At 61.9% G+C, this 20,769-nt stretch carries 20 protein-coding genes; 3 read left to right on the top strand and 17 right to left on the bottom strand.

What is annotated here, in order from left to right:
• Positions 1 to 5 precede the first annotated feature (5 nt).
• The 3 genes from R0382_RS13995 to R0382_RS13985 all read left to right on the top strand — a co-directional run bounded on the left by R0382_RS13995 (position 6) and on the right by R0382_RS13985 (position 3,766).
• Positions 6 to 1,106 carry an anhydro-N-acetylmuramic acid kinase gene (locus R0382_RS13995; RefSeq protein ID WP_432720338.1) on the top strand — a complete coding sequence of 367 codons (1,101 nt, stop codon included), beginning with the start codon at positions 6 to 8 and terminating at the stop codon, positions 1,104 to 1,106.
• A 116-nt stretch (positions 1,107 to 1,222) separates the two neighbouring features.
• Positions 1,223 to 3,103, top strand: coding sequence for an MFS transporter (locus R0382_RS13990; RefSeq protein WP_432720336.1), 1,881 nt, complete (start codon positions 1,223 to 1,225; stop codon positions 3,101 to 3,103).
• 36 nt (positions 3,104 to 3,139) lie between these two features.
• Complete coding sequence (locus R0382_RS13985; protein ID WP_432720335.1) at positions 3,140 to 3,766, top strand: hypothetical protein; 627 nt, start codon at positions 3,140 to 3,142, stop codon at positions 3,764 to 3,766.
• An 82-nt stretch (positions 3,767 to 3,848) separates the two neighbouring features.
• Here R0382_RS13985 and R0382_RS13980 read toward each other — a convergent pair whose 3' ends face one another.
• The 17 genes from R0382_RS13980 to R0382_RS13900 form a co-directional block, all read right to left on the bottom strand.
• The gene (locus R0382_RS13980; protein WP_432720334.1) at positions 3,849 to 4,202 is read right to left on the bottom strand and encodes a hypothetical protein; all 354 of its coding nucleotides are present in this window, start codon (positions 4,200 to 4,202) and stop codon (positions 3,849 to 3,851) included.
• A gap of 19 nt (positions 4,203 to 4,221) precedes the next feature.
• Positions 4,222 to 4,548 (bottom strand): nitrite reductase small subunit NirD, encoded by a 327-nt coding sequence (gene nirD / locus R0382_RS13975; protein WP_432720333.1) that lies wholly within the window; start codon positions 4,546 to 4,548, stop codon positions 4,222 to 4,224.
• Positions 4,549 to 4,606: 58 nt separating this feature from the next.
• On the bottom strand, positions 4,607 to 7,033 hold the full coding sequence (gene nirB / locus R0382_RS13970; protein ID WP_432720332.1) for a nitrite reductase large subunit NirB: 2,427 nt from the start codon (positions 7,031 to 7,033) through the stop codon (positions 4,607 to 4,609).
• A 246-nt stretch (positions 7,034 to 7,279) separates the two neighbouring features.
• On the bottom strand, positions 7,280 to 7,651 hold the full coding sequence (locus R0382_RS13965) for a CstA-like transporter-associated (seleno)protein (protein WP_432720331.1): 372 nt from the start codon (positions 7,649 to 7,651) through the stop codon (positions 7,280 to 7,282).
• Positions 7,644 to 9,713 carry a carbon starvation CstA family protein gene (locus R0382_RS13960; RefSeq protein ID WP_432720329.1) on the bottom strand — a complete coding sequence of 690 codons (2,070 nt, stop codon included), beginning with the start codon at positions 9,711 to 9,713 and terminating at the stop codon, positions 7,644 to 7,646. The genes R0382_RS13965 and R0382_RS13960 overlap by 8 nt, the downstream gene beginning before the upstream one ends.
• 132 nt (positions 9,714 to 9,845) lie before the next feature.
• Positions 9,846 to 10,172 carry a DMT family transporter gene (locus R0382_RS13955; protein ID WP_432720328.1) on the bottom strand — a complete coding sequence of 109 codons (327 nt, stop codon included), beginning with the start codon at positions 10,170 to 10,172 and terminating at the stop codon, positions 9,846 to 9,848.
• 125 nt (positions 10,173 to 10,297) lie between these two features.
• Complete coding sequence (locus tag R0382_RS13950; RefSeq protein ID WP_432720326.1) at positions 10,298 to 11,473, bottom strand: O-succinylhomoserine sulfhydrylase; 1,176 nt, start codon at positions 11,471 to 11,473, stop codon at positions 10,298 to 10,300.
• A gap of 224 nt (positions 11,474 to 11,697) precedes the next feature.
• A complete protein-coding gene (gene purF, locus R0382_RS13945) occupies positions 11,698 to 13,242 on the bottom strand; it encodes an amidophosphoribosyltransferase (RefSeq protein ID WP_432720325.1) in 1,545 nt (514 codons plus the stop codon).
• A 30-nt stretch (positions 13,243 to 13,272) separates the two neighbouring features.
• A complete protein-coding gene (locus R0382_RS13940) occupies positions 13,273 to 13,764 on the bottom strand; it encodes a CvpA family protein (RefSeq protein WP_432720324.1) in 492 nt (163 codons plus the stop codon).
• A 3-nt stretch (positions 13,765 to 13,767) separates the two neighbouring features.
• Positions 13,768 to 14,481, bottom strand: a complete 714-nt coding sequence (locus R0382_RS13935; RefSeq protein ID WP_432720323.1) for an SPOR domain-containing protein — start codon at positions 14,479 to 14,481, stop codon at positions 13,768 to 13,770.
• Positions 14,482 to 14,483: 2 nt separating this feature from the next.
• Positions 14,484 to 15,761, bottom strand: a complete 1,278-nt coding sequence (gene folC, locus R0382_RS13930) for a bifunctional tetrahydrofolate synthase/dihydrofolate synthase (protein WP_432720322.1) — start codon at positions 15,759 to 15,761, stop codon at positions 14,484 to 14,486.
• Positions 15,761 to 16,630, bottom strand: a complete 870-nt coding sequence (gene accD / locus R0382_RS13925; protein WP_432720321.1) for an acetyl-CoA carboxylase, carboxyltransferase subunit beta — start codon at positions 16,628 to 16,630, stop codon at positions 15,761 to 15,763. The genes folC and accD overlap by 1 nt, the downstream gene beginning before the upstream one ends.
• A gap of 16 nt (positions 16,631 to 16,646) precedes the next feature.
• Positions 16,647 to 17,450, bottom strand: coding sequence for a tryptophan synthase subunit alpha (gene trpA / locus R0382_RS13920; RefSeq protein WP_432720319.1), 804 nt, complete (start codon positions 17,448 to 17,450; stop codon positions 16,647 to 16,649).
• A 50-nt stretch (positions 17,451 to 17,500) separates the two neighbouring features.
• The gene (gene trpB, locus R0382_RS13915) at positions 17,501 to 18,712 is read right to left on the bottom strand and encodes a tryptophan synthase subunit beta (RefSeq protein ID WP_432720318.1); all 1,212 of its coding nucleotides are present in this window, start codon (positions 18,710 to 18,712) and stop codon (positions 17,501 to 17,503) included.
• Positions 18,702 to 19,343, bottom strand: coding sequence for a phosphoribosylanthranilate isomerase (locus R0382_RS13910; RefSeq protein WP_432724172.1), 642 nt, complete (start codon positions 19,341 to 19,343; stop codon positions 18,702 to 18,704). The genes trpB and R0382_RS13910 overlap by 11 nt, the downstream gene beginning before the upstream one ends.
• Positions 19,344 to 19,357: 14 nt before the next feature.
• Entirely contained in the window at positions 19,358 to 20,143 is a 786-nt protein-coding gene (gene truA / locus R0382_RS13905; protein ID WP_432720317.1) for a tRNA pseudouridine(38-40) synthase TruA, read from the bottom strand.
• Positions 20,140 to 20,763 carry a CbiQ family ECF transporter T component gene (locus tag R0382_RS13900; RefSeq protein WP_432720316.1) on the bottom strand — a complete coding sequence of 208 codons (624 nt, stop codon included), beginning with the start codon at positions 20,761 to 20,763 and terminating at the stop codon, positions 20,140 to 20,142. Before R0382_RS13900 ends, truA begins: the two co-directional genes overlap by 4 nt.
• Positions 20,764 to 20,769: the final 6 nt, after the last annotated feature.

The following is a 20,769-nucleotide window of genomic DNA, read 5'->3' as shown; positions in this document are numbered from 1 at the left end:
GAAGCATGGCGCGCCCGCAACTCTTGATCGGCCTGATGACAGGCACCAGTCTGGACGGCATCGACGCCGTCCTCGTCGATCTCTCGGGCGCCCAGCCGGCGCTGCTCGCCGCGCAAGGCACCGCGCTACCAGCCGCGTTGCGGCATGAGCTACTGACGCTGCAGGCCTCATCGCCAGATGAAATCGATCTGGCGTGGCGTGCCGGCAACGGCCTGGCCGACTGCTATGCCGACGCGGTGACCGCGCTGCTGCGGCAAGCCGGCATCGATGCCGGCGACATCCTCGCTATCGGCAATCACGGCCAGACCATCCGTCACCGTCCCGAACGCGGCTACACCATCCAGCTCGGCAACCACGCCCAGTTGGCCGAACGCAGCGGCATTCCCGTTGTCGGCGATTTCCGCTCTCGCGACGTCGCCGCGGGCGGCCAGGGCGCGCCGCTGGTGCCGGCCTTCCACCATGCGATTTTCGCCGACGCCCATCGTCACCGCGTCATCGTCAATATCGGCGGCATCGCCAACCTGACGGACCTCCCCTGCGACGGCAGCGTCTCGGGCTACGACACCGGCCCCGGCAACGTGCTGATGGACCTGTGGATCGGCCGCCACCTCGGCGAGCGCTACGACGCCGGCGGCGCCTGGGCCGCCAGCGGCACGGTGATCGACGACCTGCTGGCACAGCTGCTGACCGAACCGTATCTGGCGCAGCCGGCACCCAAGAGCACCGGTCGCGACCTGTTCCACGCCGACTGGCTGAACGCGCAGCTCGCCAGCCGCAACGACAATCCGGCCGACGTCATGGCCACGCTGACCGCCTACACCGCCCGCACCATTGCCGACGCGATCCAGCGTACGGCGGCGGGTGCCGACGACGTGTTCATCTGCGGCGGCGGCGCACACAACCCGACGCTGCTGTCCATGCTGGGCGCGCTATTGCCCGGCATCACCATCGCCAGCACGGCCGAACTCGGGGTCGACCCGGACTGGGTCGAGGCCATCGCCTTTGCCTGGCTCGCCCAGCGTTGCCTGTCAGGGCAAAGCGGCAACGTTCCCGCCGTGACCGGTGCCGCCGGGCCGCGCGTGCTCGGGGCGATCTGGCCAGCCTGAATGCCGAGTTCGCACCTGTAGGCAAGTCACAAGTAAGCACAATGCAACCGCCCGGACTTTATCGGCGGCGCTAAGGTAGACTTGCCGCCGGATTGTCATCTACCGGACCCGCGTCAATGTCGCACCCCAACCAGTTCGATCTGTTCCGCAGCCGTCGCTTTCTGCCGCTGTTCGTCACCCAGTTTTTCGGTGCGTTCAACGACAATCTGTTCAAGAACGCGCTACTGGTGATGATTGCCTTTCACGGCCTCTCGGCCGCAGGCATGGGCGCCGCGACGCTGGTCAATGCCGCCGCCGGTATTTTCATTCTGCCCTTTTTCCTGTTCTCGGCTTTTTCCGGCCAACTGGCCGAGAAGTACGACAAAGCCATCCTGGCGCGCTGGATCAAGGTCCTTGAAATCCTCATCATGCTCGCTGCCGGCTATGGCTTTGCAACCCGCAATGCCGCGGTGCTGATGGGCTGCCTGTTCATGATGGGCGTGCACTCGACGCTGTTCGGCCCGCTCAAGTATTCGATCCTGCCGCAATACCTGAAGCCGCAGGAATTGCTCGGCGGCAATGGCCTGATCGAAATGGGCACCTTCATCGCCATCCTGCTCGGCCAGATCGCCGGCACGCTGATCATCAGCCATCAGCCGCACGGCGAATTGCTCATCATCTGGGCCTGCGTCGGCGTCGCCGTACTGGGCTGGCTGGCCAGCCGCAGCATGCCATCCGCCCCTGCGCCGGCCGCCCAACTGCCGATCAACTGGAACGTGTTTGCCGAAAGCTGGCACATCATCAAGCACGTCAAGAAGAACAGAACGGTCTTCAACAGCCTGCTCGGGATTTCGTGGTTCTGGTTCTTCGGCGCGGTCTATCTGACCCAGTTGCCGGAGGTCGCCAAGGCGGTATTGCACGGTGACGAACAGGTCTACACGCTCTTGATCACGCTGTTCTCGGTCGGCGTCGGCGTCGGCTCGATGCTGTGCGAACGGCTCTCGGGCCGCTCGATCGAGCTGGGCCTCGTACCGTTCGGCTCGATCGGCCTGTCGCTGTTCGGCGTCGACCTCTATTTCGCCCTCGCCAATACCCCGGCGGGCCAGTACGGCCTGATGAGCTTCATCTCCGCCTCCGGCCATTGGCGCGTAATGCTGGACATCCTGCTGCTCGGTGTCTTCGGCGGCTTCTTCATCGTGCCGCTGTACGCGCTGATCCAGGCGCGCACCGAGCCCGGCTTCACCTCGCGCGCCATCGCCGCCAACAACATCCTCAACGCCTTCTTCATGGTCATCGCCGCCGGCATGAGCATTGCGCTGCTCAAGGCAGGCCTGTCGATCAAAGGGCTGTTGCTGACCGTCGCGCTGATGAACATCGCCGTCGCGATCTACATCTACACGCTGATTCCCGAATTCATGATGCGCTTTCAGGTGTGGATCCTCACCCACCTGCTCTATCGCATCCGCGCACAGGGGCTCGACAACATCCCTGAAACCGGCGCCTGCGTGCTGATCTGCAACCACGTCAGCTTCATGGACGCACTGATCGTCGCCGGCCGCGTACGCCGGCCGGTGCGCTTCGTGATGGACCACCGCATTTTCAAAATTCCGCTACTGAACTTCGTATTCCGCACCGCCGGCGCCATCCCGATCGCCCCGGTACGCGAGGATGCGACGATGAAAGACAAGGCCATGGACCGCGTCGCGGCCTACCTCGAAGCCGGCGAAGTCGTCTGCATCTTCCCCGAAGGCAAGATCACCCACGACGGCCAGCTGAACCGCTTCAAGCCCGGCATCGAGGAAATCATCCGCCGCACCCCGGTACCGGTGATCCCGATGGCGCTGCAAGGCCTGTGGGGCAGCTTCTTCAGCCGCAAGGATGGCGCGGCAATGATGAAATGGCCACGCGGGATCTGGTCGAAGATTGGGGTGAATGTGGGGGAGCCGGTGGCACCGGAAGCGGTAACGCGGCAAATGCTGGAAGATAAAGTGCGAGAGCTGCGTGGTAGTTGGTTGTGAGCTCTCAAAAATAAACCTCAAACATCAATTCAATCAATGACACCCAAAACCAACTCAGAAAGCATTTGGGGACCAACTCTGATGCTCGCCGGCGTATGCGTCGCTGCTGCCGCGCAGATCATGGGATACGCAGCCCCATTCTTTTATATTTTCGCTGTAAAAATCGCCTACCCAATAGCACTAGCATTCATGGTGGATGCATGGGAGAAAAAAGGCATAGCCACCAAAGAGTCAGGCGACATGGCTTTAACGGTTCACATTCACGGCATTCCCGCACAAATCCATGAAAACACCAAGTTTCTAAAAAACGTAAATTTCAAGTTACAAACAGACCTCGAAAGCAAACTCACCTTGGCTTCGCAGCTGAAGGTATTGTTGACTGGCAGTGTTTTTGTGTTATCAATCTACAACTTTGTTGTGATCAATAACACTTTTACTTTTGGTGCTTGGGATTTTTTCAGGATTTCTTTTGGCATATGCATATGCACTTTCTTCTGGAAAAAGCTCCGGGAAAGCATGAATTTACTGCTTACTTGCACTCGCAAAGAGTGGCACATCGGGACAACAAGCACTGTACTGGGCACCGCTTTTTCCGCATTCTTCGTTGAAAATAAGGATGGAGATAACCAATATCACTCGTTCTTGGAAAAGCTCATTGCATAAAACGGTGCCTTAGCACCTATTTTCTAAAAACACCCACAAGCAAGCACCATAATTAATAAAAAATCCGCCCATGGGCGGATTTTTATTTCGGCAACACATTCAACCTGCATTTGAAGAATTTGCTGTTCAGATATTCCGACAGGGCCTGATTTCCCTGCCCGGCCACCAACCCATTGCCATCGTGGCAACGCCAGACGAAATGCTCGCTCAGCCGGATCGTGCCATCCAGATCCGCACTCACCAGCCAGCGGGCAAACTGCTGACCATCGTCCGAGTCCGACCACGCTTTCGACGCACAGACTTCATCCGGCAAGCCGTTCAGCACCACAGTCATCACCGCCTGATCATGGTTGGCAGCCTGTTGCCACTCGCCATCAACATCCGGGTAAACGGTCTGCGGCGTCGTTGTCGGGTCGATGAACAGTCGGTATCCCATCTCGTTGACTCCCTGTGTGTCAGTCGATCGCCAGCCAGACCATGTCGTCGCGCAGCTCGACCTTGTGGCAAGGCGTGTGGCCTTCGTCCGGCGCCTGCGCCTGCCCGGTCTGCAGGCTGATCTTGAAATTGTGCAGCGGGCAGGCAACGGTGTCACCGTAAACCAGCCCGTGCGACAGCGCGCCGCCCTTGTGCGGGCAGTGGTCGTCGAGCGCGAACACGCGGTTGTCGATGGTGCGGAACAGCGCGATATCGGTCTTGCCCTCGCGCTTGACCACCCGGGCGCCCTGCGCCGGGATCTCGTCAAGCTTGCAGATGGATTGCCACTGGCTCTTGTCGGTGCTCATGTCGGTTTTCCTTGTTCGGCCCGCCGTTTGCATGGCGGGCCAGAATCGGTCATCGGGATCAGACGGTCAGGTCGGTGAAGCGTGCCGCGGCGTCTTCGCCGAGCTGGGCCTGCCACGGGTCCGGCTCGCCGGCCAGCGCCAGTTGCAGCCGCGCCCACAGCGCCTTGCGGTTGGTCGCATCGTCGAGCACCTTCGCCTTGATGTAGTCGAGGCCGACGCGGCCCAAGTAGTGCACCGTGCGCTCGAGGTAGTGCGCTTCCTCGCGGTAGAGCTGCAGCACTGCGCCCGAATACTCGAGCACCTCTTCCTCGGTTTTGACCTTGGTGAAGAACTCGGCCACCTCGGTCTTGATACCGCCGTTGCCGCCGATATAGATTTCCCAGCCCGAATCGACGGCAATGATGCCGACGTCCTTGATCCCGGCTTCGGCACAGTTGCGCGGGCAACCGCTCACGGCAAGCTTGACCTTGTGCGGCGCCCACATCCGGTCGAAGGCTTTTTCCAGCGCAATGCCCATGCCGGTCGAATCCTGCGTGCCGAAGCGGCAGAACTGCTTGCCGACGCAGGTTTTCACCGTGCGCAGCCCCTTGGCGTAGCCCATGCCGCACGGCATGTCGAGTTCGCGCCACATCTGCGGCAAGTCCTCTTTCTTCACGCCGAGCAGGTCGAGCCGCTGGCCGCCGGTGACCTTGACCATCTTGACGTTGAACTTGTCGGCGACATCGGCGATCTTGCGCAGCTCGGCCGGGCTGGTCACGCCGCCCCACATGCGCGGAATGACGCTGAAGGTGCTGTCCTTCTGCACATTGGCGTGCATGCGCTCGTTGACGAGCCGCGCCTGCGGGTCGTCCTTGGCCTCGCCCGGCCAGGTCGAGATCAGGTAGTAGTTCAGCGCCGGGCGGCAGGTCGGGCAGCCGTCTGGGGTTTTCCAGTGCAGCGCCTTCATCGTGTCGGCTAGCGTCACCAGATGCTGCTCGCGGATCGCCTCGCGCACCTCGCCATGGGTGTGATCGGTACAGCCGCACATCGACTTGCGCTTCGGAGCGTCCTGGAACGAACTGCCGACGGTGCTCATCAGCACCTGCTCGACCAGACCGGTGCACGAGCCGCAAGACGCACCGGCCTTGGTGTGCTTCTTGACGTCGTCGACGGTGAACAGGCCCTTTTCCTTGATCGCCTTGACCAGCACGCCCTTGGTGACGCCATTGCAGCCGCAGATTTCGGCGTCGTCCGGCAGTGCGGCGGCGCGGCTGGCACCCGAGGTGCCGGTGTCGCCCAAGTCGCGCGGCGGCCCGAACAGCAACTGGCTACGCAGGTCGGCAACGTCGCGCTCCTGCCGCAGCAGCTGGAAGTACCAGGCGCCGTCACTGGTATCGCCATACAGACAGGCGCCGACGAGCTTGTTGTCGCGGACGATCAGCCGCTTGTAGACGCCGCCTGCCGGGTCGGAGAGCACGATTTCGTCGCAGCCCTCGCCGCCCATGAATTCGCCGGCACTGAACAGGTCGATGCCGGTGACCTTGAGCTTGGTCGACGTCGTCGTGCCGGTGTAGCGCTGTTTGCCGCAGCCGCCGAGCTGGTTGCCGAGCACCTTGGCCATTTCGAACAAGGGCGCGACCAGACCGTAAGACACGCCACGATGGCTGACGCACTCGCCGACGGCGTAGATGTGCGCGTCGCTGGTCGCCAGCGTGTCGCCCACGACGATGCCGTTGCTGACCTCAAGACCGGCGTCGCGCGCCAGATCGGCGTTCGGCACGATACCAACGGCCATGACGACCAGATCCGCTGCGATCACTTCCCCCGATTCGAGCCGCACGCCGGTCACATGGCCGTTCTCGCCGATCAGTTCCTGCGTCTTGGCGCCGAGCTTGAGATTCAGGCCGCGTTCGGTCAGCGATTTTTCCAGCAGCCGGCCGGCGGTGTCGTCGAGCTGGCGATTCAACAACCAGTCGCCGAGGTGGATCACCGTCACATCCATGCCACGCAGCTTCAGCCCGTGCGCGGCCTCAAGCCCAAGCAGGCCCCCGCCGATCACCACCGCATGGCGGTGCAGCGCCGCGGCGACAATCATTTTCTCGGTGTCCTTGATGTCGCGAAAGCCGATTACGCCGTCGAGATCGCTGCCCGGCACCGGCAGCATGAACGGCCGCGAACCGGTCGCGATCAGCAGCTTGTCGTAGCCGATCGCCTCGCCGGCGGCGGTATACACCTCGCGGCGTTCGCGATCGATCCGCGTTGCGGCGCAGCCCTTGATCAGCCGGATGCCGTGCTCGGCATACCAGTCCAGATCGTTGAGGATGATGTCCTTGAGCTTCTGCTCGCCAGCCAGAATCGGCGACAACTGGATGCGGTTGTAGTTGCCCCACGGTTCGTCGCCAATCACGGTGATGGCATAGCGCTCCTTGTCATGCTTGAGGATTTCCTCGAGCGTGCGGATCCCCGCCATGCCGTTGCCGATCAATACCAGTCGCTGCTTTTGCATTCATCACTCCTTGGCTGACACCGCCTACGCGCGCGGTGTGATGCATTGCAGTGATGATCGCCAATTCGCCGCATTTAGGACAGGTAAATACCGACGCCGAAAACTTGATTGAAATCAATGATTTCCGGCCGAATAGTTCTTTCGGCCTATATCAATTCCACCCGCCTAATCCGACCGGTCTAGACGATGAACAAGCATGAAAAACGCCACCTTGCGGTGGCGTTTTTTCTTTCCTGAACAATGATCTCAGCAAGGGCATTTGCCGCCGGCAGCCCGGTCGGCGCTCGGGAAACGCGCCTCCAGGCAATAGCGGTAAAAATCCTCGCGGCTCATCGGCGTCGCATCCGGATGCTGGCTGCGCATATGGTCGACGTAGTACTCGTAGTCGTGCACGCCAACCATCAGCCGGCAGGTTTGCACCACTTTCTTCGCTGCGTCCTTGAGCCCGGACAGCCAGTCCGAACCGAGGCTGTAGCGCTCGAACTCGGCACGGCTCATCGGCGTGCCGGCACCATGACGCCGCTGGTGATCGGCCAGGTAACGCAGGTACTCGTCACCGTCTTCGACCGCCGGTGGCGGCTCTCGCCGGCCGCCGGTCAGGAAAGAAAGGTCAAGCATTGGCAGAAGCCTCCCCGCGGAGTTGGACTTCGGCTTCGCGCGTGGTCGGCTGACGGCTGGCCAGTGCACGGCGGACGTTGAAGAACGCCGCCACCAGCATCACCACCGCGACGATCATGAAGAAACCGCACAACGTGGCATTGATCTGGTTGTTGAAAGCGATGCGCTGCATATCTTCGACCGATTTCGCCGGAGCGATGATCGTACCGCTCGCGGCCGCCGCGTTGAACTTGTCGGCGACGGCGAGGAAGCCGATCTTCGGGTTTTCGCTGAAGATCTTCTGCCAGCCGGCGGTCATCGACGTGATGAACAGCCAGACCGTCGGCAAGATGGTGACCCAGGCGTAGCGTTCCTTCTTCATCTTGAACAGCACGACGGTACCGAGAATCAGCGCCATCGATGCCAGCATCTGGTTGCCGATGCCGAACAGCGGCCACAGTGTATTGATGCCGCCGAGCGGATCGACAACGCCCTGGTAGACGAAGAAACCCCAGCCAGCGACGGCGATCGTGGTGCCGGTCATATTGCCGATCCAGCTGCGGCTCTTGCCAAGCGACGGAATCGCCACGCCGGCCAGATCCTGCACCATGAAGCGGCAGGCACGGGTGCCGGCGTCGACAGCCGTCAGGATGAACAGCGCCTCGAACAGGATCGCGAAGTGGTACCAGAATGCCATCATCGCGCGGCTGTTGAAGATGTCGGTAATGATGTGGGCCATGCCGACGGCGAAGGTCGGTGCACCACCGGCGCGCGACAGGATCGAGTGCTCGCCGACGTCCTTGGCGATCTGCACCAGCATCTCCGGCGTGATCACGAAGCCCCAGCCGTTGATGACTTCGGAAGCCGATTCAACGGTCTTGCCGATCACGGCGGCCGGCGAATTCAGCGCGAAGTAGACGCCCGGATCGATCACCGACGCACAAATCAGCGCCATGATCGCCACGAACGACTCCATCAGCATGCCGCCGTAGCCGATCATGCGCATATGGCTTTCGCGCTCGACCAGCTTCGGCGTGGTACCCGACGCCACCAGCGCGTGGAAGCCCGAAATCGAGCCGCAGGCGATGGTGATGAACAGGAACGGGAACAGGCTACCGGCAAACACCGGACCGGTACCGTCGACAAACTTGGTAATCGCCGGCATTTTCAGCTCGGGCGCGGCAAAGACGATGCCGATCGCCAGGCCGACGATGACGCCGATCTTGAGGAAGGTCGACAGGTAGTCACGCGGCGCCAGCAGCAGCCACACCGGCAGCACCGAGGCGACGAAGCCGTAGATCACCAGTGCCCAGACAAGCTGGGTGCCGTGCAGCGTGAACATCGGACCCCAGACCGGGCTTTGGGCGATGTCTTCGCCGTACACGATCGCCAGCATCATCAGAATGAAGCCGATAACCGAGATTTCGCCAATATGGCCCGGGCGGATGTAGCGCATGTAGACGCCCATGAACAGCGCGATCGGGATCGTCGCTGCAATCGTGAACGTGCCCCACGGGCTGTCGGCCAGCGCCTTGACGACGATCAGTGCCAGCGCCGACAGGATGATGATCATCACACCGAGCGCACCCAGCATCACCACCACGCCGGCAAACGGCCCCAGCTCCTGCTTGGCCATTTCGCCGAGCGAACGGCCATCGCGACGGGTCGAGATGAAAAGCACCAGGAAATCCTGCACCGCGCCGGCGATCATCACGCCGATCAGGATCCACAGCGTACCGGGCAGATAGCCCATTTGTGCGGCGAGGATCGGCCCCACCAGCGGGCCCGCGCCGGCGATCGCGGCAAAGTGGTGGCCGAACAACACCCACTTGTTGGTCGGCACATAGTCCAGGCCGTCGTTGCGACGTTCAGCTGGCGTCAGCCTGCGGTCGTCGAGTTCGAAAATCTTGCTCGCGATGAAGGAACTGTAAAAACGGTAGGCAATGCTGTAGCAGGCGACCGCCGCCACGACCATCCATACGGCGTTGACGTGTTCTCCCCGATTCAACGCCAACACCCCAAAGGCAAATGCCCCCGCGATGGCGACGGCAAGCCAGATCAATTTTGATTTGAGCGTACTCATCCTGTCTCCGAGTCATGTCATTCATTGCAAAATGCACTGCAATGTAGTCATTTTTATGAAATTACAACAGACAGAATGATCCGCCCCCGCAGGGGCGGTATGACATAAGTATTTTCCCTAGCGAAGCCGCAATCAGCCGAGCTTCAAACCGAGGATGCCGGCCAGGATCAGCAGCACCGAAGCGATCCGCCACAGATTCAGCGGCTCATGGAACCAGATGACGCCCAGCAGCACCGTGCCCAGCGTACCGATGCCAACCCAGATCGCATACGCCGTACCCAGTGGAAGGTGTTTCACCGCGTAGGCAAGCAGGGCCATGCTCGCCACCAGCGTCACCGCAAAAACCACCGTCGGAAGCGGCCGCGAGAAGCCGTGCGAGGCCTTGAGCGCAAGCGCCCAAGCCACTTCGAACAGACCGGCAAAGAGGAGGGAAATCCAGGGAATCAGGGCAGAAGACATGGCCATTTCCTTTTGAAGGTCGGGGCCGTCCCCGGATGAACAGGATAGCGCCGGGTCGTCCCGACACTGGATTGCACATGCCCGGCATCGCGGATGCCGGGCAGTCTAGCTAGCGGCTTGGGCGGTCAGCCCAGTCCGCGCGCCAAATCGGCGGTCAGATCATCAATATGCTCTAGGCCAACGGAGATACGGATCAATCCGTCACGGATGCCAGCGGCAGCGCGCGCCTCCGGCGTCAGGCGGCCGTGCGTCGTCGACGCCGGATGGGTAATCGTTGTACGCACATCGCCCAGATTCGCGGTACGGCTCATCAGCTGCACGGCATCGACCAACGCCCAGGCCGCGTCCTTGCCACCCTTGAGTTCGAACGACACCACACCGCCACCGCCCGTTTGCTGACGCAGCGCCAGCGCGTGCTGCGGGTGGCTTTCCAGACCTGGGTAGTAAACACGCTCGATGGCCGGGTGCGTCTCGAGCCAGGTCGCCAGCTTGAGTGCGTTGTCGCAGTGCGCGCGCATCCGCAGCGGCAAGGTTTCCATGCCCTTGAGCAAGACCCAGGCATTGAACGCCGACAGCGTCGGCCCCGAGGTACGCAGAAACAGGTAGACCGGATCAACGACGTCCGACTTGCCGACGACCGCGCCCCCCAGCACCCGCCCCTGGCCATCAAGGTACTTGGTCGCCGAGTGGATGACGATGTCCGCCCCCAGCGCCAGCGGCTGCTGCAGGATCGGCGAGCAGAAACAGTTGTCGACCGCCAGCAGCGCGCCGTGCGCGTGGGCGATGTCGGCAATCGCACCGATATCGGCGATGTCGGTCAGCGGGTTCGACGGCGTTTCAAGGAAGAACAGCTTGGTGTTCGGCCGAACCAGCGCAGCCCAGTCGGCCGGGTCGGTCGGCTTGGCGTAACTGACCTCGACGCCGAACTTGCTCATGTAGTTATTGAAAAACTGGATCGTCGAACCGAACAGTCCGGCCGAGGCGAGAATATGGTCGCCCGCCTTCAGATGCGCCATGCACAGACCCAGGATCGCACTCATCCCCGAAGCGGTTGCCACGGCGCGCTCGGCGCCTTCAAGCGCAGCCAAGCGCTCTTCGAATGCAGTCACGGTCGGATTGGTGAAGCGCGAATAGGTGTAGCCAGGAATCTGGCCGCCAAACTTGAGTGCAGCATCCTCGGCACCATCAACGACGAAGCTTGAAGTCAGGAACAGGGCATCGGAGTGCTCGCCAAATTCGGTACGGTGGGTGCCGGCGCGGACGGCCAGCGTATCGGGGTGCAAGTCGGGGCGATCGGTCATGTCGGCATCCTGTATCGGCGTTCGGTTTTCGGGCGCTCATGCGCGGCTCAGCAACACCCTGATGCTGCGTGATACTCACCGGCCCGCATGTTGCGCCCGTCAGCATCACGGCATCATCGCTCCCCATCGGGGTTGCGCTGGGCATTGCCGCGCTAGATAGCAAAAGGGCCGGAGAATGATCTCGCGGCCCTTGATATGCGTGTCGCTTCTTTGATCTGCTGTTATTAGATCAAATTCTGCTCGGCAACGCCAATATTGAGATCGAGCACGCGGCTATCGGCATCACCCTCCTTCGACTTGGTCGACAGCGGCGACAGGCGCTTGGCTTCGAGCGCATCGAGATAGGCATCGGTAATGTCGCCGGTGATATAACTGCCGTCGAAACACGACGTCTCGAATTCGGTGATCACACCGCCACTGGCATCCGAACAGGCCTGAATCAAGGCCGACAGATCCTGATAGATCACGGCGTCGGCACCGATTTCGGTGGCAATCTCAGCATGCGTGCGACCGGTGGCGATCAACTCGGCACGCGTCGGCATATCGATGCCATAGACATGCGGGTACATCACCGGCGGCGCCGCCGACGCGAGATAGACCCGCTTGGCACCGACATCGCGCACCATCTGGATGATTTCCTTCGACGTCGTCCCGCGAACGATCGAATCGTCGATCAGCAGTACGTTCTTGCCGCGGAATTCGCCGGCGATCGGGTTCAGCTTCTGACGCACCGATTTCTTGCGGCTCGCCTGCCCCGGCATGATGAAGGTCCGGCCGATGTAGCGGTTCTTCATGAAACCTTCGCGGTACGGCAGGTTCAGCGCGTTCGCCAGCTCGAGCGCGGCATCGCGACTGGTATCCGGAATCGGGATGACCACGTCGATATCCATCTCCGGCACCATCTCGCGCACCTTGTCGGCGAGTTGCTCGCCCATCTTCAGCCGCGCTTCATGTACCGAGATGCCATCGATCACGCTGTCCGGACGGGCGAAGTACACGTGCTCGAAAATACACGGCACGAGCTTGGGGTCCGGGTGGCATTGGCGGTTATGGAACTCGCCATCGAAGCTGACGTAGATGGCTTCGCCCGGCGCCACATCACGCCAGAACTTGAAGCCCATGGTGTCGAGCACCACTGATTCGCTCGCAACGAGGTATTCGGTACCTTCCGGCGTTTCATGCCGGCCCAGCGACAGCGGACGAATGCCGTGCGGATCACGAAAGGCCACCAGACCAAAACCGGCGATCAGCGCAACGACGGCATAAGCCCCACGAACACGCGAATGCACCGCCTCGATCGCGTCGAAGACGATTTTCGCCGTCAGAACCGGGCCTTGCGTCCGGCGGCTGATTTCATGCGCCAGCACGTTCAGCAGCGCTTCCGAATCCGAGTTGGTGTTGATGTGCCGCAGGTCAGTGCGGTACATATCGTCCTTGAGCTCGCGATCGTTGGTCAGGTTGCCGTTGTGTGCCAGCACGATGCCGAACGGGCTGTTGACGTAAAACGGCTGCGATTCGGCCAGACTCGACGCCGAACCTGCGGTCGGATAGCGCACATGACCGATACCGGCATTGCCGAGCAGCGAACGCATATTGCGGGTGCGGAACACATCGCGCACCAGGCCCTGCCCCTTGTGCATGTGAAACACATGCCCTTCGGCGGTCACGATGCCGGCAGCATCCTGACCGCGGTGCTGCAGGACCAGCAGCCCGTCGTACAGCAACTGGTTGACCGGAGTTTTGGCGACCACGCCGACGATGCCACACATAACTAGAAACCTCGATACTTGGTAAATTGCTTAGTCGAAGGACACGTGCCCGGCCAAGGATGCAGGCAACCAGGGCAGTGTCATTCTCGCCGCCTGTTCGAACAGCGGACTGAACATCGCGTCGCGCCACAGCTCGGACTTGGGCAGGCCGGTCAATCCGCCAGCCAACACCAGCAAGACGACAAACAGCCCCCCCCGGATCAAGCCGAAGACCGATCCGAGCAGGCGGTCGACCGGCTTGAGCCCGGTCGCCTTGAGAAACTGATTCAGCGTAATCCGCACGATGGCGGTCAGCAGCCATGCGGCACAAAAAATCGATACCAGCGCGGCCAGGTAACGCAACCCTTCGTTCGGCAGCGCCGCCGGCATGTGATGGGAAATGGGGGCGGCGTAGTTCAGTGCAAGCCAGGCCGAAATCACCCACCCCGCCAGTGCCAGCAACTCCTGGGTCAGGCCACGCATCACCGACAGCAGGATCGACAGCCCGAGCACGGCGAGCACTACATAATCGAAGCCTGTCATGGGCTACTTGCTGACCAGACGGGCCGAAACGCCCAACGCATCAAGTTTTTGCTGCCAGCTTCGGGCCTTGGCCTGATCCGCCGGACCGACCCGCACACGGGTCAGCGTGCCCTTGTCGGTTTTCACGGTTTCACCGTAGGCCGGAATGTCCGCTTCCTTGAGCTTGGCGATCATTTCTTGTGCCTTGACTTTGTCGGCATAGGCACCGAGCTGCAAATAATACTGACGCGCGGCGCCCTTGCCGGCTTCGTCATCGAGGCCGGCGAGAATCCGCGCCGGATCCTTGACCTGCGCCGTCTCGTGATGGTCGGCGTTCGATTTGGTTGCCGGCGTCGGCGAAGGCTTGGGTGTGGGTACAGGCTTGCGTTCAAGCTGCGGGTTCACGAGCTTGCCGGGCAACAACGCGGCATTGTCCTGCTCGATCACCGGTGACGACTCGGCTTGCGGCACGGGCAAGGCCGGGATCGGCACAGGCGTCGCCTCGACCAGCGCGACAGGCGCACTGGCGGCGGCCGCAGCCACCGTCGAGGCCGAAGGCGCACTGGCGATGATCTCGACCGAAGTCGTGCCGTGATTGAGCGCAGCCGGTGGTTCGCCATCCATGACGGTCCACAGCACGATGAGCGAAAACAGCACCAGGGCAACCGCCCCGACCAGCCGTCGTCGTGCGCGCTTGCGCAATTGCAGAAGTTCTTCGCTGATGTTTTCTCGAGCCATGCTCAGCGCCCACGCGCCGCCAGTACTTCGGCAACGGTGTAGAAGGATCCAAAGGCGAGGATTCTATCACCATCCCCTGCCTGCCGTACGGCACCTTGCCAGGCTGCCGCGACCGAATCATAACGCGACAGCGCTGCCTGCGGCGCCGCCATGCCAACGATTTCCGCTAGCGCCTCGGCACTGGCTGCACGCGGCAAAGCAGGTGCGGCAAGATGCCAATGATCGACCTTGTCTTTCAACAAGGCCACCACACCGGCGATATCCTTATCGGCCATCATGCCGAAAACAGCATGGCGATTGGCCGCAAAGCCCATCTGATCGAGCGCCGCAGCCAGCGCCTTGGCCGCATGCGGATTATGGGCGACGTCGAGGACGACCTGCGGCCTGCCAGGCAAGACCTGACAACGCGCCGGCCATTCAACCTCAAGCATCCCCCGCTTGACCTGCCCGATCGACACCGGCAAACGATCGCGCAGAGCGTCGAGCATCGCCAGCGCCAGTGCGGCATTGCCGAGCTGGTAGGCACCACGCAAAGCGGGCATGGGCAAGGCGTGACGGCGCTGAACCTGCGTCCAGCACATCCACTGATTGCCTTCGGCTTCCCGCTGGTAGCCGAAATCCTTGCCGATCAATTGCAGCGGCGCACCGACGGCAACGGCGTGATCGATCAAACGCTGCGGCGGGTTCGGATCGGCGCAGAACGCCGGCCGACCGGCACGGAAAATCCCGGCTTTTTCGAAACCGATCGATTCACGATCACTGCCAAGGTAGGCCTGATGATCCAGATCGATACTGACGATGCCAGCCACGTCGGCATCGAACACATTGACGGCATCAAGCCGGCCACCGAGGCCGACCTCAAGCACGGCAACATCGACACCTGCCTCGATGAAGCAATGCATCGCGGCCAGCAGGTTGAACTCGAAATAGCTCAGCGAAATTTCGCCGCGTGCCCGTTCGATCGCCCGGAACGCGGCAACGATGGCTTCGTCGGTCGCGGGTAACAGATCAAGCGCGATGCGTTCGTTGTAACGCTGCAGATGCGGAGAGGTAAACGTACCGACGCGATAACCTGCCGCATGCAGGGTGGTCGACAAAAAGGCGCATACCGAGCCCTTGCCGTTCGTGCCACCCACGGTGAGCAAGGGAAAGGCCGGCGTCATGCCCATGGCCTTGCGCACCGCATCGACACGGGCAAGGCCCATGTCGATTTCGGCGTGGTGCGCGTTTTCCAGGTGTTCCAGCCAGGCGTCAAGCGACTCGGCGTCAAACCGTGACATCAGGCAGTCACCGCAGCCTGTTTTTGCAACAGGGTCAACAGCTGAGCAAGCTGCTGCCGCATTTCACGCCGATCGACGATGCGATCGATCGCACCCTTTTCAAGCAGGAATTCCGAGCGCTGGAAGCCTTCCGGCAGCGTTTCGCGCACGGTCTGCTCGATCACGCGCGGACCGGCAAAACCGATCAGTGCACCCGGCTCGGCCAATACGACGTCGCCGAGGAAGGCAAACGATGCCGACACGCCACCCATGGTCGGGTCGACCAGGATCGAAATGAACGGCAAGCGCTGATCGGCCAGCTTGGTCAGAATGGCCGACGTTTTGGCCATCTGCATCAGCGAATTCAGGCCTTCTTGCATCCGCGCGCCACCCGATGCGGCAATACAGATGAAGGGCAGATTGTTTTCCAGCGCGTTCTTGACGCCACGCACGAAACGCTCGCCGACAACCGAACCCATCGAGCCATTGACGAAGCCGTACTCGAACACCGCCAGCACGACCGGCACGGTCTGGATGGCGCCTTGCACCACCACCAGCGCCTCGTCCTCGTCGGAGCTTTTCTTGAATTGCTCAAGCTGCTCGCTGTAACGCTTGGCCGCCTTGAACTTGAGGATGTCGACCGCCTGCACCTCGGCACCGATCTCGAAGCGCCCCTCGGCATCCAGCAACAGGTCGACACGGCGACGCGCCGAAACCCGGTTGTGGTAACTGCACTTGGGGCAAACGTCGAGATTGTTCTCGAGGTCGGTACGGTAAAGCACGGCGCCACACGCCGAGCACTTGTGCCACAAGCCTTCCGGCACGGCCGATTTGGAACCTGGCTCGCGGCTCTTGATCTTCGGAGGCAGGAGTTTCTGCAACCAACTCATCGTGAATCTCCTTGTTTCAGCGGCGCGCAGTATCCATCGCGGCGCGGACGCTGGCAAGGAATTCCGTCAGCCGGGTGGCCAGACCAGCCTCCCCGGCTTCGACTTCCTGCACCAGACGTGAACCAATCACCACGGCATCGGCGACGGCGGCGACGGCACGCGCCGACTCCGGATCGCGAATGCCGAAACCGACACCAACCGGCACCGACAGATACGACTGCAATTCGGCCAGTTTCGCGGCCACACTGGCGACATCAAGCGTTGCCGCACCGGTTACGCCCTTCAGCGAAACATAGTAGACGTAACCGCTGGCAAGACGCTCAACCGCCTGAATACGACTGACGGGCGTCGTCGGCGCCAGCAGGAAGATCGGATCGATACCGTGACGCTTGAACGTCGCGGCGCAGTCTTCCGCCTCTTCCGGCGGCAGATCGACGGTCAGCACGCCGTCGACGCCAGCGGCTACCGCAGCTTGCGCAAACGTCTCGTAGCCCATCGCTTCGACCGGGTTGGCGTAACCCATCAGCACGACCGGCGTTGCGGCATCGGTCTTGCGGAATTCGGCCACCATGCCGAGCACATCGCGCAGGCTGACGCCGTGCGCCAAGGCACGCTCGGATGCGCGCTGGATCACCGGGCCATCGGCCATCGGATCGGAAAACGGCACGCCGAGTTCGATCACATCGGCACCGCCCTTGACCAGGGCATGCATCAATTCGACGGTAATGCCCGGGCGCGGGTCGCCGGCGGTGATGAACGGAATCAGCGCCTGGCGGTTATCGGCCTTCAAGGCCGAGAGAGTCTTCTGGATACGGGACATGGATAAGGCCATCGTAAGGGTTGCGGGCACCGGTCGGCACCCGCCAATAATCAGAGCTGGATGCCGTCGAGCTTGGCGATCGTCGGAATATCCTTGTCGCCACGACCGGACAGATTGACCAGCAGGACCTGGTCCTTGCTCATGGTCGGCGCGATCTTGGCTGCATGCGCCAGCGCATGGCTCGACTCCAGCGCCGGGATGATGCCCTCGTAACGGCACAGGTCATGGAAGGCCTTGAGCGCTTCGTCATCGTTGATCGCGACGTATTCGGCACGCCCCAGATCCTTCAGATGGCTATGTTCCGGCCCGACGCCCGGGTAGTCGAGGCCTGCGGACACCGAGTGCGTCTCGACGATCTGGCCGTTTTCGTCCTGCATCAGGTAGGAGCGCTGGCCGTGCAGAACGCCGATCTTGGCGTTGGTCGTCAACGGCGCGGCGTGCTGGCCGGTTTCAATGCCATGACCACCTGCCTCGACGCCGATCAGCCGTACACCCGGCACGTCGACATAAGGATGGAAGATGCCGATGGCGTTCGAGCCGCCACCCACACAGGCGATCACTGCGTCGGGCTGGCGACCGATCATGTCCTGCATCTGCACCTTGGCTTCTTCGCCGATCACGCACTGGAAGTCGCGCACCAGGGTCGGATACGGGTGCGGGCCGGCGCAGGTGCCGATGATGTAATAAGTCGAATCCACATTGGTGACCCAGTCACGCATGGCCTCGTTCATCGCGTCTTTCAGCGTCTTGCTGCCCGAGGTGACCGGCACTACGGTCGCACCCAGCAATTTCATCCGGTAGACGTTCGGCGACTGGCGGGCGACGTCTTCGGCTCCCATATAGACGACGCATTCGAGACCGTAACGCGCGGCAACGGTCGCCGAGGCAACACCGTGCTGACCCGCACCCGTCTCGGCGATCACGCGCTTCTTGCCCATGCGGCGCGCCAGCAAGGCCTGACCGATAGTGTTGTTGACCTTGTGGGCTCCGGTGTGATTCAGGTCTTCACGCTTGAGGTAGATCTGCGCGCCGCCCAGTTGCTCCGACCAGCGTTTGGCGTGATACACCGGGCTGGGACGGCCGACATAGTGCGCCAGCTCGTAACGGTATTCGGCCATGAACTCCGGGTCGGCGATGGCCTTTTCGTACTCGATGCGCAATTCATCGAGTGCCGCCATCAGCGTTTCTGCGACGTAGATGCCGCCGTGCTGACCGAAGTGGCCGCGTGCGTCGGGCTGGTTGTAGCGAAGCTTATCGTTCATCAGTCGTCTCGGTTGCTGCCAGACGCGCCGCCCCGATAAAGGCGGCCACCTTGGCCAGATCTTTTTCACCCTTGCTGCGCTCGACACCGCTGGAAACATCCAGCGCCCAAGGCCGCACCTGCTTTACCGCCTGCGCTACGTTATCCGGATGCAGCCCGCCGGAAAGGATCAACGGCAGGGGCAAATCGGCGGGCAGCAAGGCCCAATCGAAGGCTTCACCGGTGCCGCCGGGTACGCCGGGCACATAGGCATCGACCAGCAGCCCGCGCGCATCGCGATAGCGCATGGCACATTCTACCAAATCCGTATCCGGTTTAACCCTAAGCGCCTTGATATAGGGGCGCCCGAACTGTCGACAGTATTCCGGCGACTCATCACCGTGAAATTGCAACAAATCCAGCGGCACCTGTGCCAGGACTCGGCGCACTTCATCCACTTCGGCATCGACAAAAAGACCGACGCTACTCACGAAGGCCGGCAAAGCCGCCACCACGTCGGCGGCGACGTCGGCGCTGACGCAGCGCGGGCTCGGCGCATAAAACACCAGGCCGATTGCATCCGCGCCCAAGCGGGCGGTGGCGACTGCGGTCGCCACATCGCGCAAACCACAAATCTTGATTCGGGGAATCATCATCGTCTGACCACTCAAATGAGGCCGTGCCGCTGATCCGGCTCGGTATCGAGGCCGTACTCGGCCGGGTAACTGACACCAGCCAGATACAAGCCGTCGGGCATGAAAGTCGGCGGCGCCACGGCACGCTCGCGCGCGGCAAGCAGCGTCTCGATCCACGCCGGCGCCTCGTTACCCTTGGCGATGTGCAGCAACGCCCCCATCAGGTTGCGCACCATATGGTGCAGGAAGGCGTCGGCAGAAAAATCGACCATCAGTAAATTGCCCTGCTGCTTCAATTCAATCCGGCTCAGCGTTTTGACCGGCGTCTTCGCTTGGCACTCCGCGGCGCGGAAACTGGAAAAATCGTGGGTTCCCAATAATCGTCGTGCGGCATCGTCGAACGCAAGCAGATCAAGCGGCTGATGAGCCCATCCGACCCGCCCGGCCCACAACGCGGGGCGCACCGGATGATTCAGCAGCAGATAGCGGTAATGACGTGCGTACGCGACAAAACGTGAATGAAACGTGTCGGGCACGGCCTTGGCCCACAGCACAGCCACGCCGGGGGGCAGAAAGCTGTTGACGCCGCGCACCCAGGCCGTCAGCGGTCGATCGGCATCGGTATCGAAATGCGCCACCTGCCGACTGGCATGCACACCGGCATCGGTACGCCCAGCGGCATGAATGCGCACCGGGTGCCCGGCCATACGCGACACGGCATCCTCGACCGCGCCCTGCACCGTCGGCATGTGCGGCTGAACCTGCCAACCGCTGAAACTGCGACCATCGTACTCGAGCGCCAATGCGTAACGGCTCACCTGCCCACTCCCGTCAAAATCAAGCCGATCGCCCCCAGCAATACAGCACACCACACACGTTGCCAGCCTCGCAGCGGCAGCAATATCAAGCTAACCGGCGCCACTTCAGCGCCGTTGTCACCATCGAGCCAGCTGCGCCACCGGCCACGCAACGGCTTGGGATCGGCCAGCAGGGCTTCAGCAAAGTCCATCGTCAAGGCAAGCCGCAATGCACAGCGCTCGCGCCAAGCACCGAACAGTGCCAGTGGCGCAGCCAAGGTGTAAAGCCCGCCGAAGAGTTTCTCGCGCCCCAGGCCCGCCAACAGGCAATGCAGACTGGCCAGCATGCCCAGCAGCCGCAGCGCCTGCAACGCCCCCATTCGCAGCCCTTCCTCGCTCGGCGACCACGGCCACGCGGCAAGACGCACGCCGGGCGTACTCCAGCCATAGACGACGGCCAAAGTCAGCAATAAAAAGCGCAGGCGCTTGAGCGTGCGCCACCAGCGTCGCCCGTCGCGCAAGCTCGCTGCAGTAGCCAGGAGCACCGTAGAAACAAGTAGTGGCGTGGGTTGCAATTGATGCAACCAGCACGCCACCGTCAGCCAACTCAGAATCCAGTTGGCCGGATGCAACCGCGACATCGGCTA

The sequence above is a fragment of the Jeongeupia wiesaeckerbachi genome, assembly GCF_050916355.1.
GTDB lineage: Bacteria > Pseudomonadota > Gammaproteobacteria > Burkholderiales > Chitinibacteraceae > Jeongeupia > Jeongeupia wiesaeckerbachi.
Note: the sequence above shows the minus strand (reverse complement) of the source record. Positions and strands in the feature narration are given on the sequence as shown.

Bases quoted from the DNA above. Each gene is read 5' to 3' on its own strand.
- R0382_RS13940 (WP_432720324.1), bottom strand. From the start codon at position 13,764: ATGACAGGCTTCGATTATGTAGTGCTCGCCGTGCTCGGGCTGTCGATC.
- trpA (WP_432720319.1), bottom strand. From the start codon at position 17,450: ATGTCCCGTATCCAGAAGACTCTCTCGGCCTTGAAGGCCGATAACCGC.
- trpB (WP_432720318.1), bottom strand. From the start codon at position 18,712: ATGAACGATAAGCTTCGCTACAACCAGCCCGACGCACGCGGCCACTTC.
- purF (WP_432720325.1), bottom strand. From the start codon at position 13,242: ATGTGTGGCATCGTCGGCGTGGTCGCCAAAACTCCGGTCAACCAGTTG.
- R0382_RS13935 (WP_432720323.1), bottom strand. From the start codon at position 14,481: ATGGCTCGAGAAAACATCAGCGAAGAACTTCTGCAATTGCGCAAGCGC.
- R0382_RS13900 (WP_432720316.1), bottom strand. From the start codon at position 20,763: ATGTCGCGGTTGCATCCGGCCAACTGGATTCTGAGTTGGCTGACGGTG.
- nirD (WP_432720333.1), bottom strand. From the start codon at position 4,548: ATGAGCACCGACAAGAGCCAGTGGCAATCCATCTGCAAGCTTGACGAG.
- R0382_RS13980 (WP_432720334.1), bottom strand. From the start codon at position 4,202: ATGGGATACCGACTGTTCATCGACCCGACAACGACGCCGCAGACCGTT.
- accD (WP_432720321.1), bottom strand. From the start codon at position 16,630: ATGAGTTGGTTGCAGAAACTCCTGCCTCCGAAGATCAAGAGCCGCGAG.
- R0382_RS13985 (WP_432720335.1), top strand. From the start codon at position 3,140: ATGACACCCAAAACCAACTCAGAAAGCATTTGGGGACCAACTCTGATG.
- R0382_RS13950 (WP_432720326.1), bottom strand. From the start codon at position 11,473: ATGACCGATCGCCCCGACTTGCACCCCGATACGCTGGCCGTCCGCGCC.
- R0382_RS13965 (WP_432720331.1), bottom strand. From the start codon at position 7,651: ATGCTTGACCTTTCTTTCCTGACCGGCGGCCGGCGAGAGCCGCCACCG.
- R0382_RS13990 (WP_432720336.1), top strand. From the start codon at position 1,223: ATGTCGCACCCCAACCAGTTCGATCTGTTCCGCAGCCGTCGCTTTCTG.
- R0382_RS13960 (WP_432720329.1), bottom strand. From the start codon at position 9,713: ATGAGTACGCTCAAATCAAAATTGATCTGGCTTGCCGTCGCCATCGCG.
- folC (WP_432720322.1), bottom strand. From the start codon at position 15,761: ATGTCACGGTTTGACGCCGAGTCGCTTGACGCCTGGCTGGAACACCTG.
- R0382_RS13955 (WP_432720328.1), bottom strand. From the start codon at position 10,172: ATGTCTTCTGCCCTGATTCCCTGGATTTCCCTCCTCTTTGCCGGTCTG.
- R0382_RS13910 (WP_432724172.1), bottom strand. From the start codon at position 19,343: ATGATTCCCCGAATCAAGATTTGTGGTTTGCGCGATGTGGCGACCGCA.
- nirB (WP_432720332.1), bottom strand. From the start codon at position 7,033: ATGCAAAAGCAGCGACTGGTATTGATCGGCAACGGCATGGCGGGGATC.
- R0382_RS13995 (WP_432720338.1), top strand. From the start codon at position 6: ATGGCGCGCCCGCAACTCTTGATCGGCCTGATGACAGGCACCAGTCTG.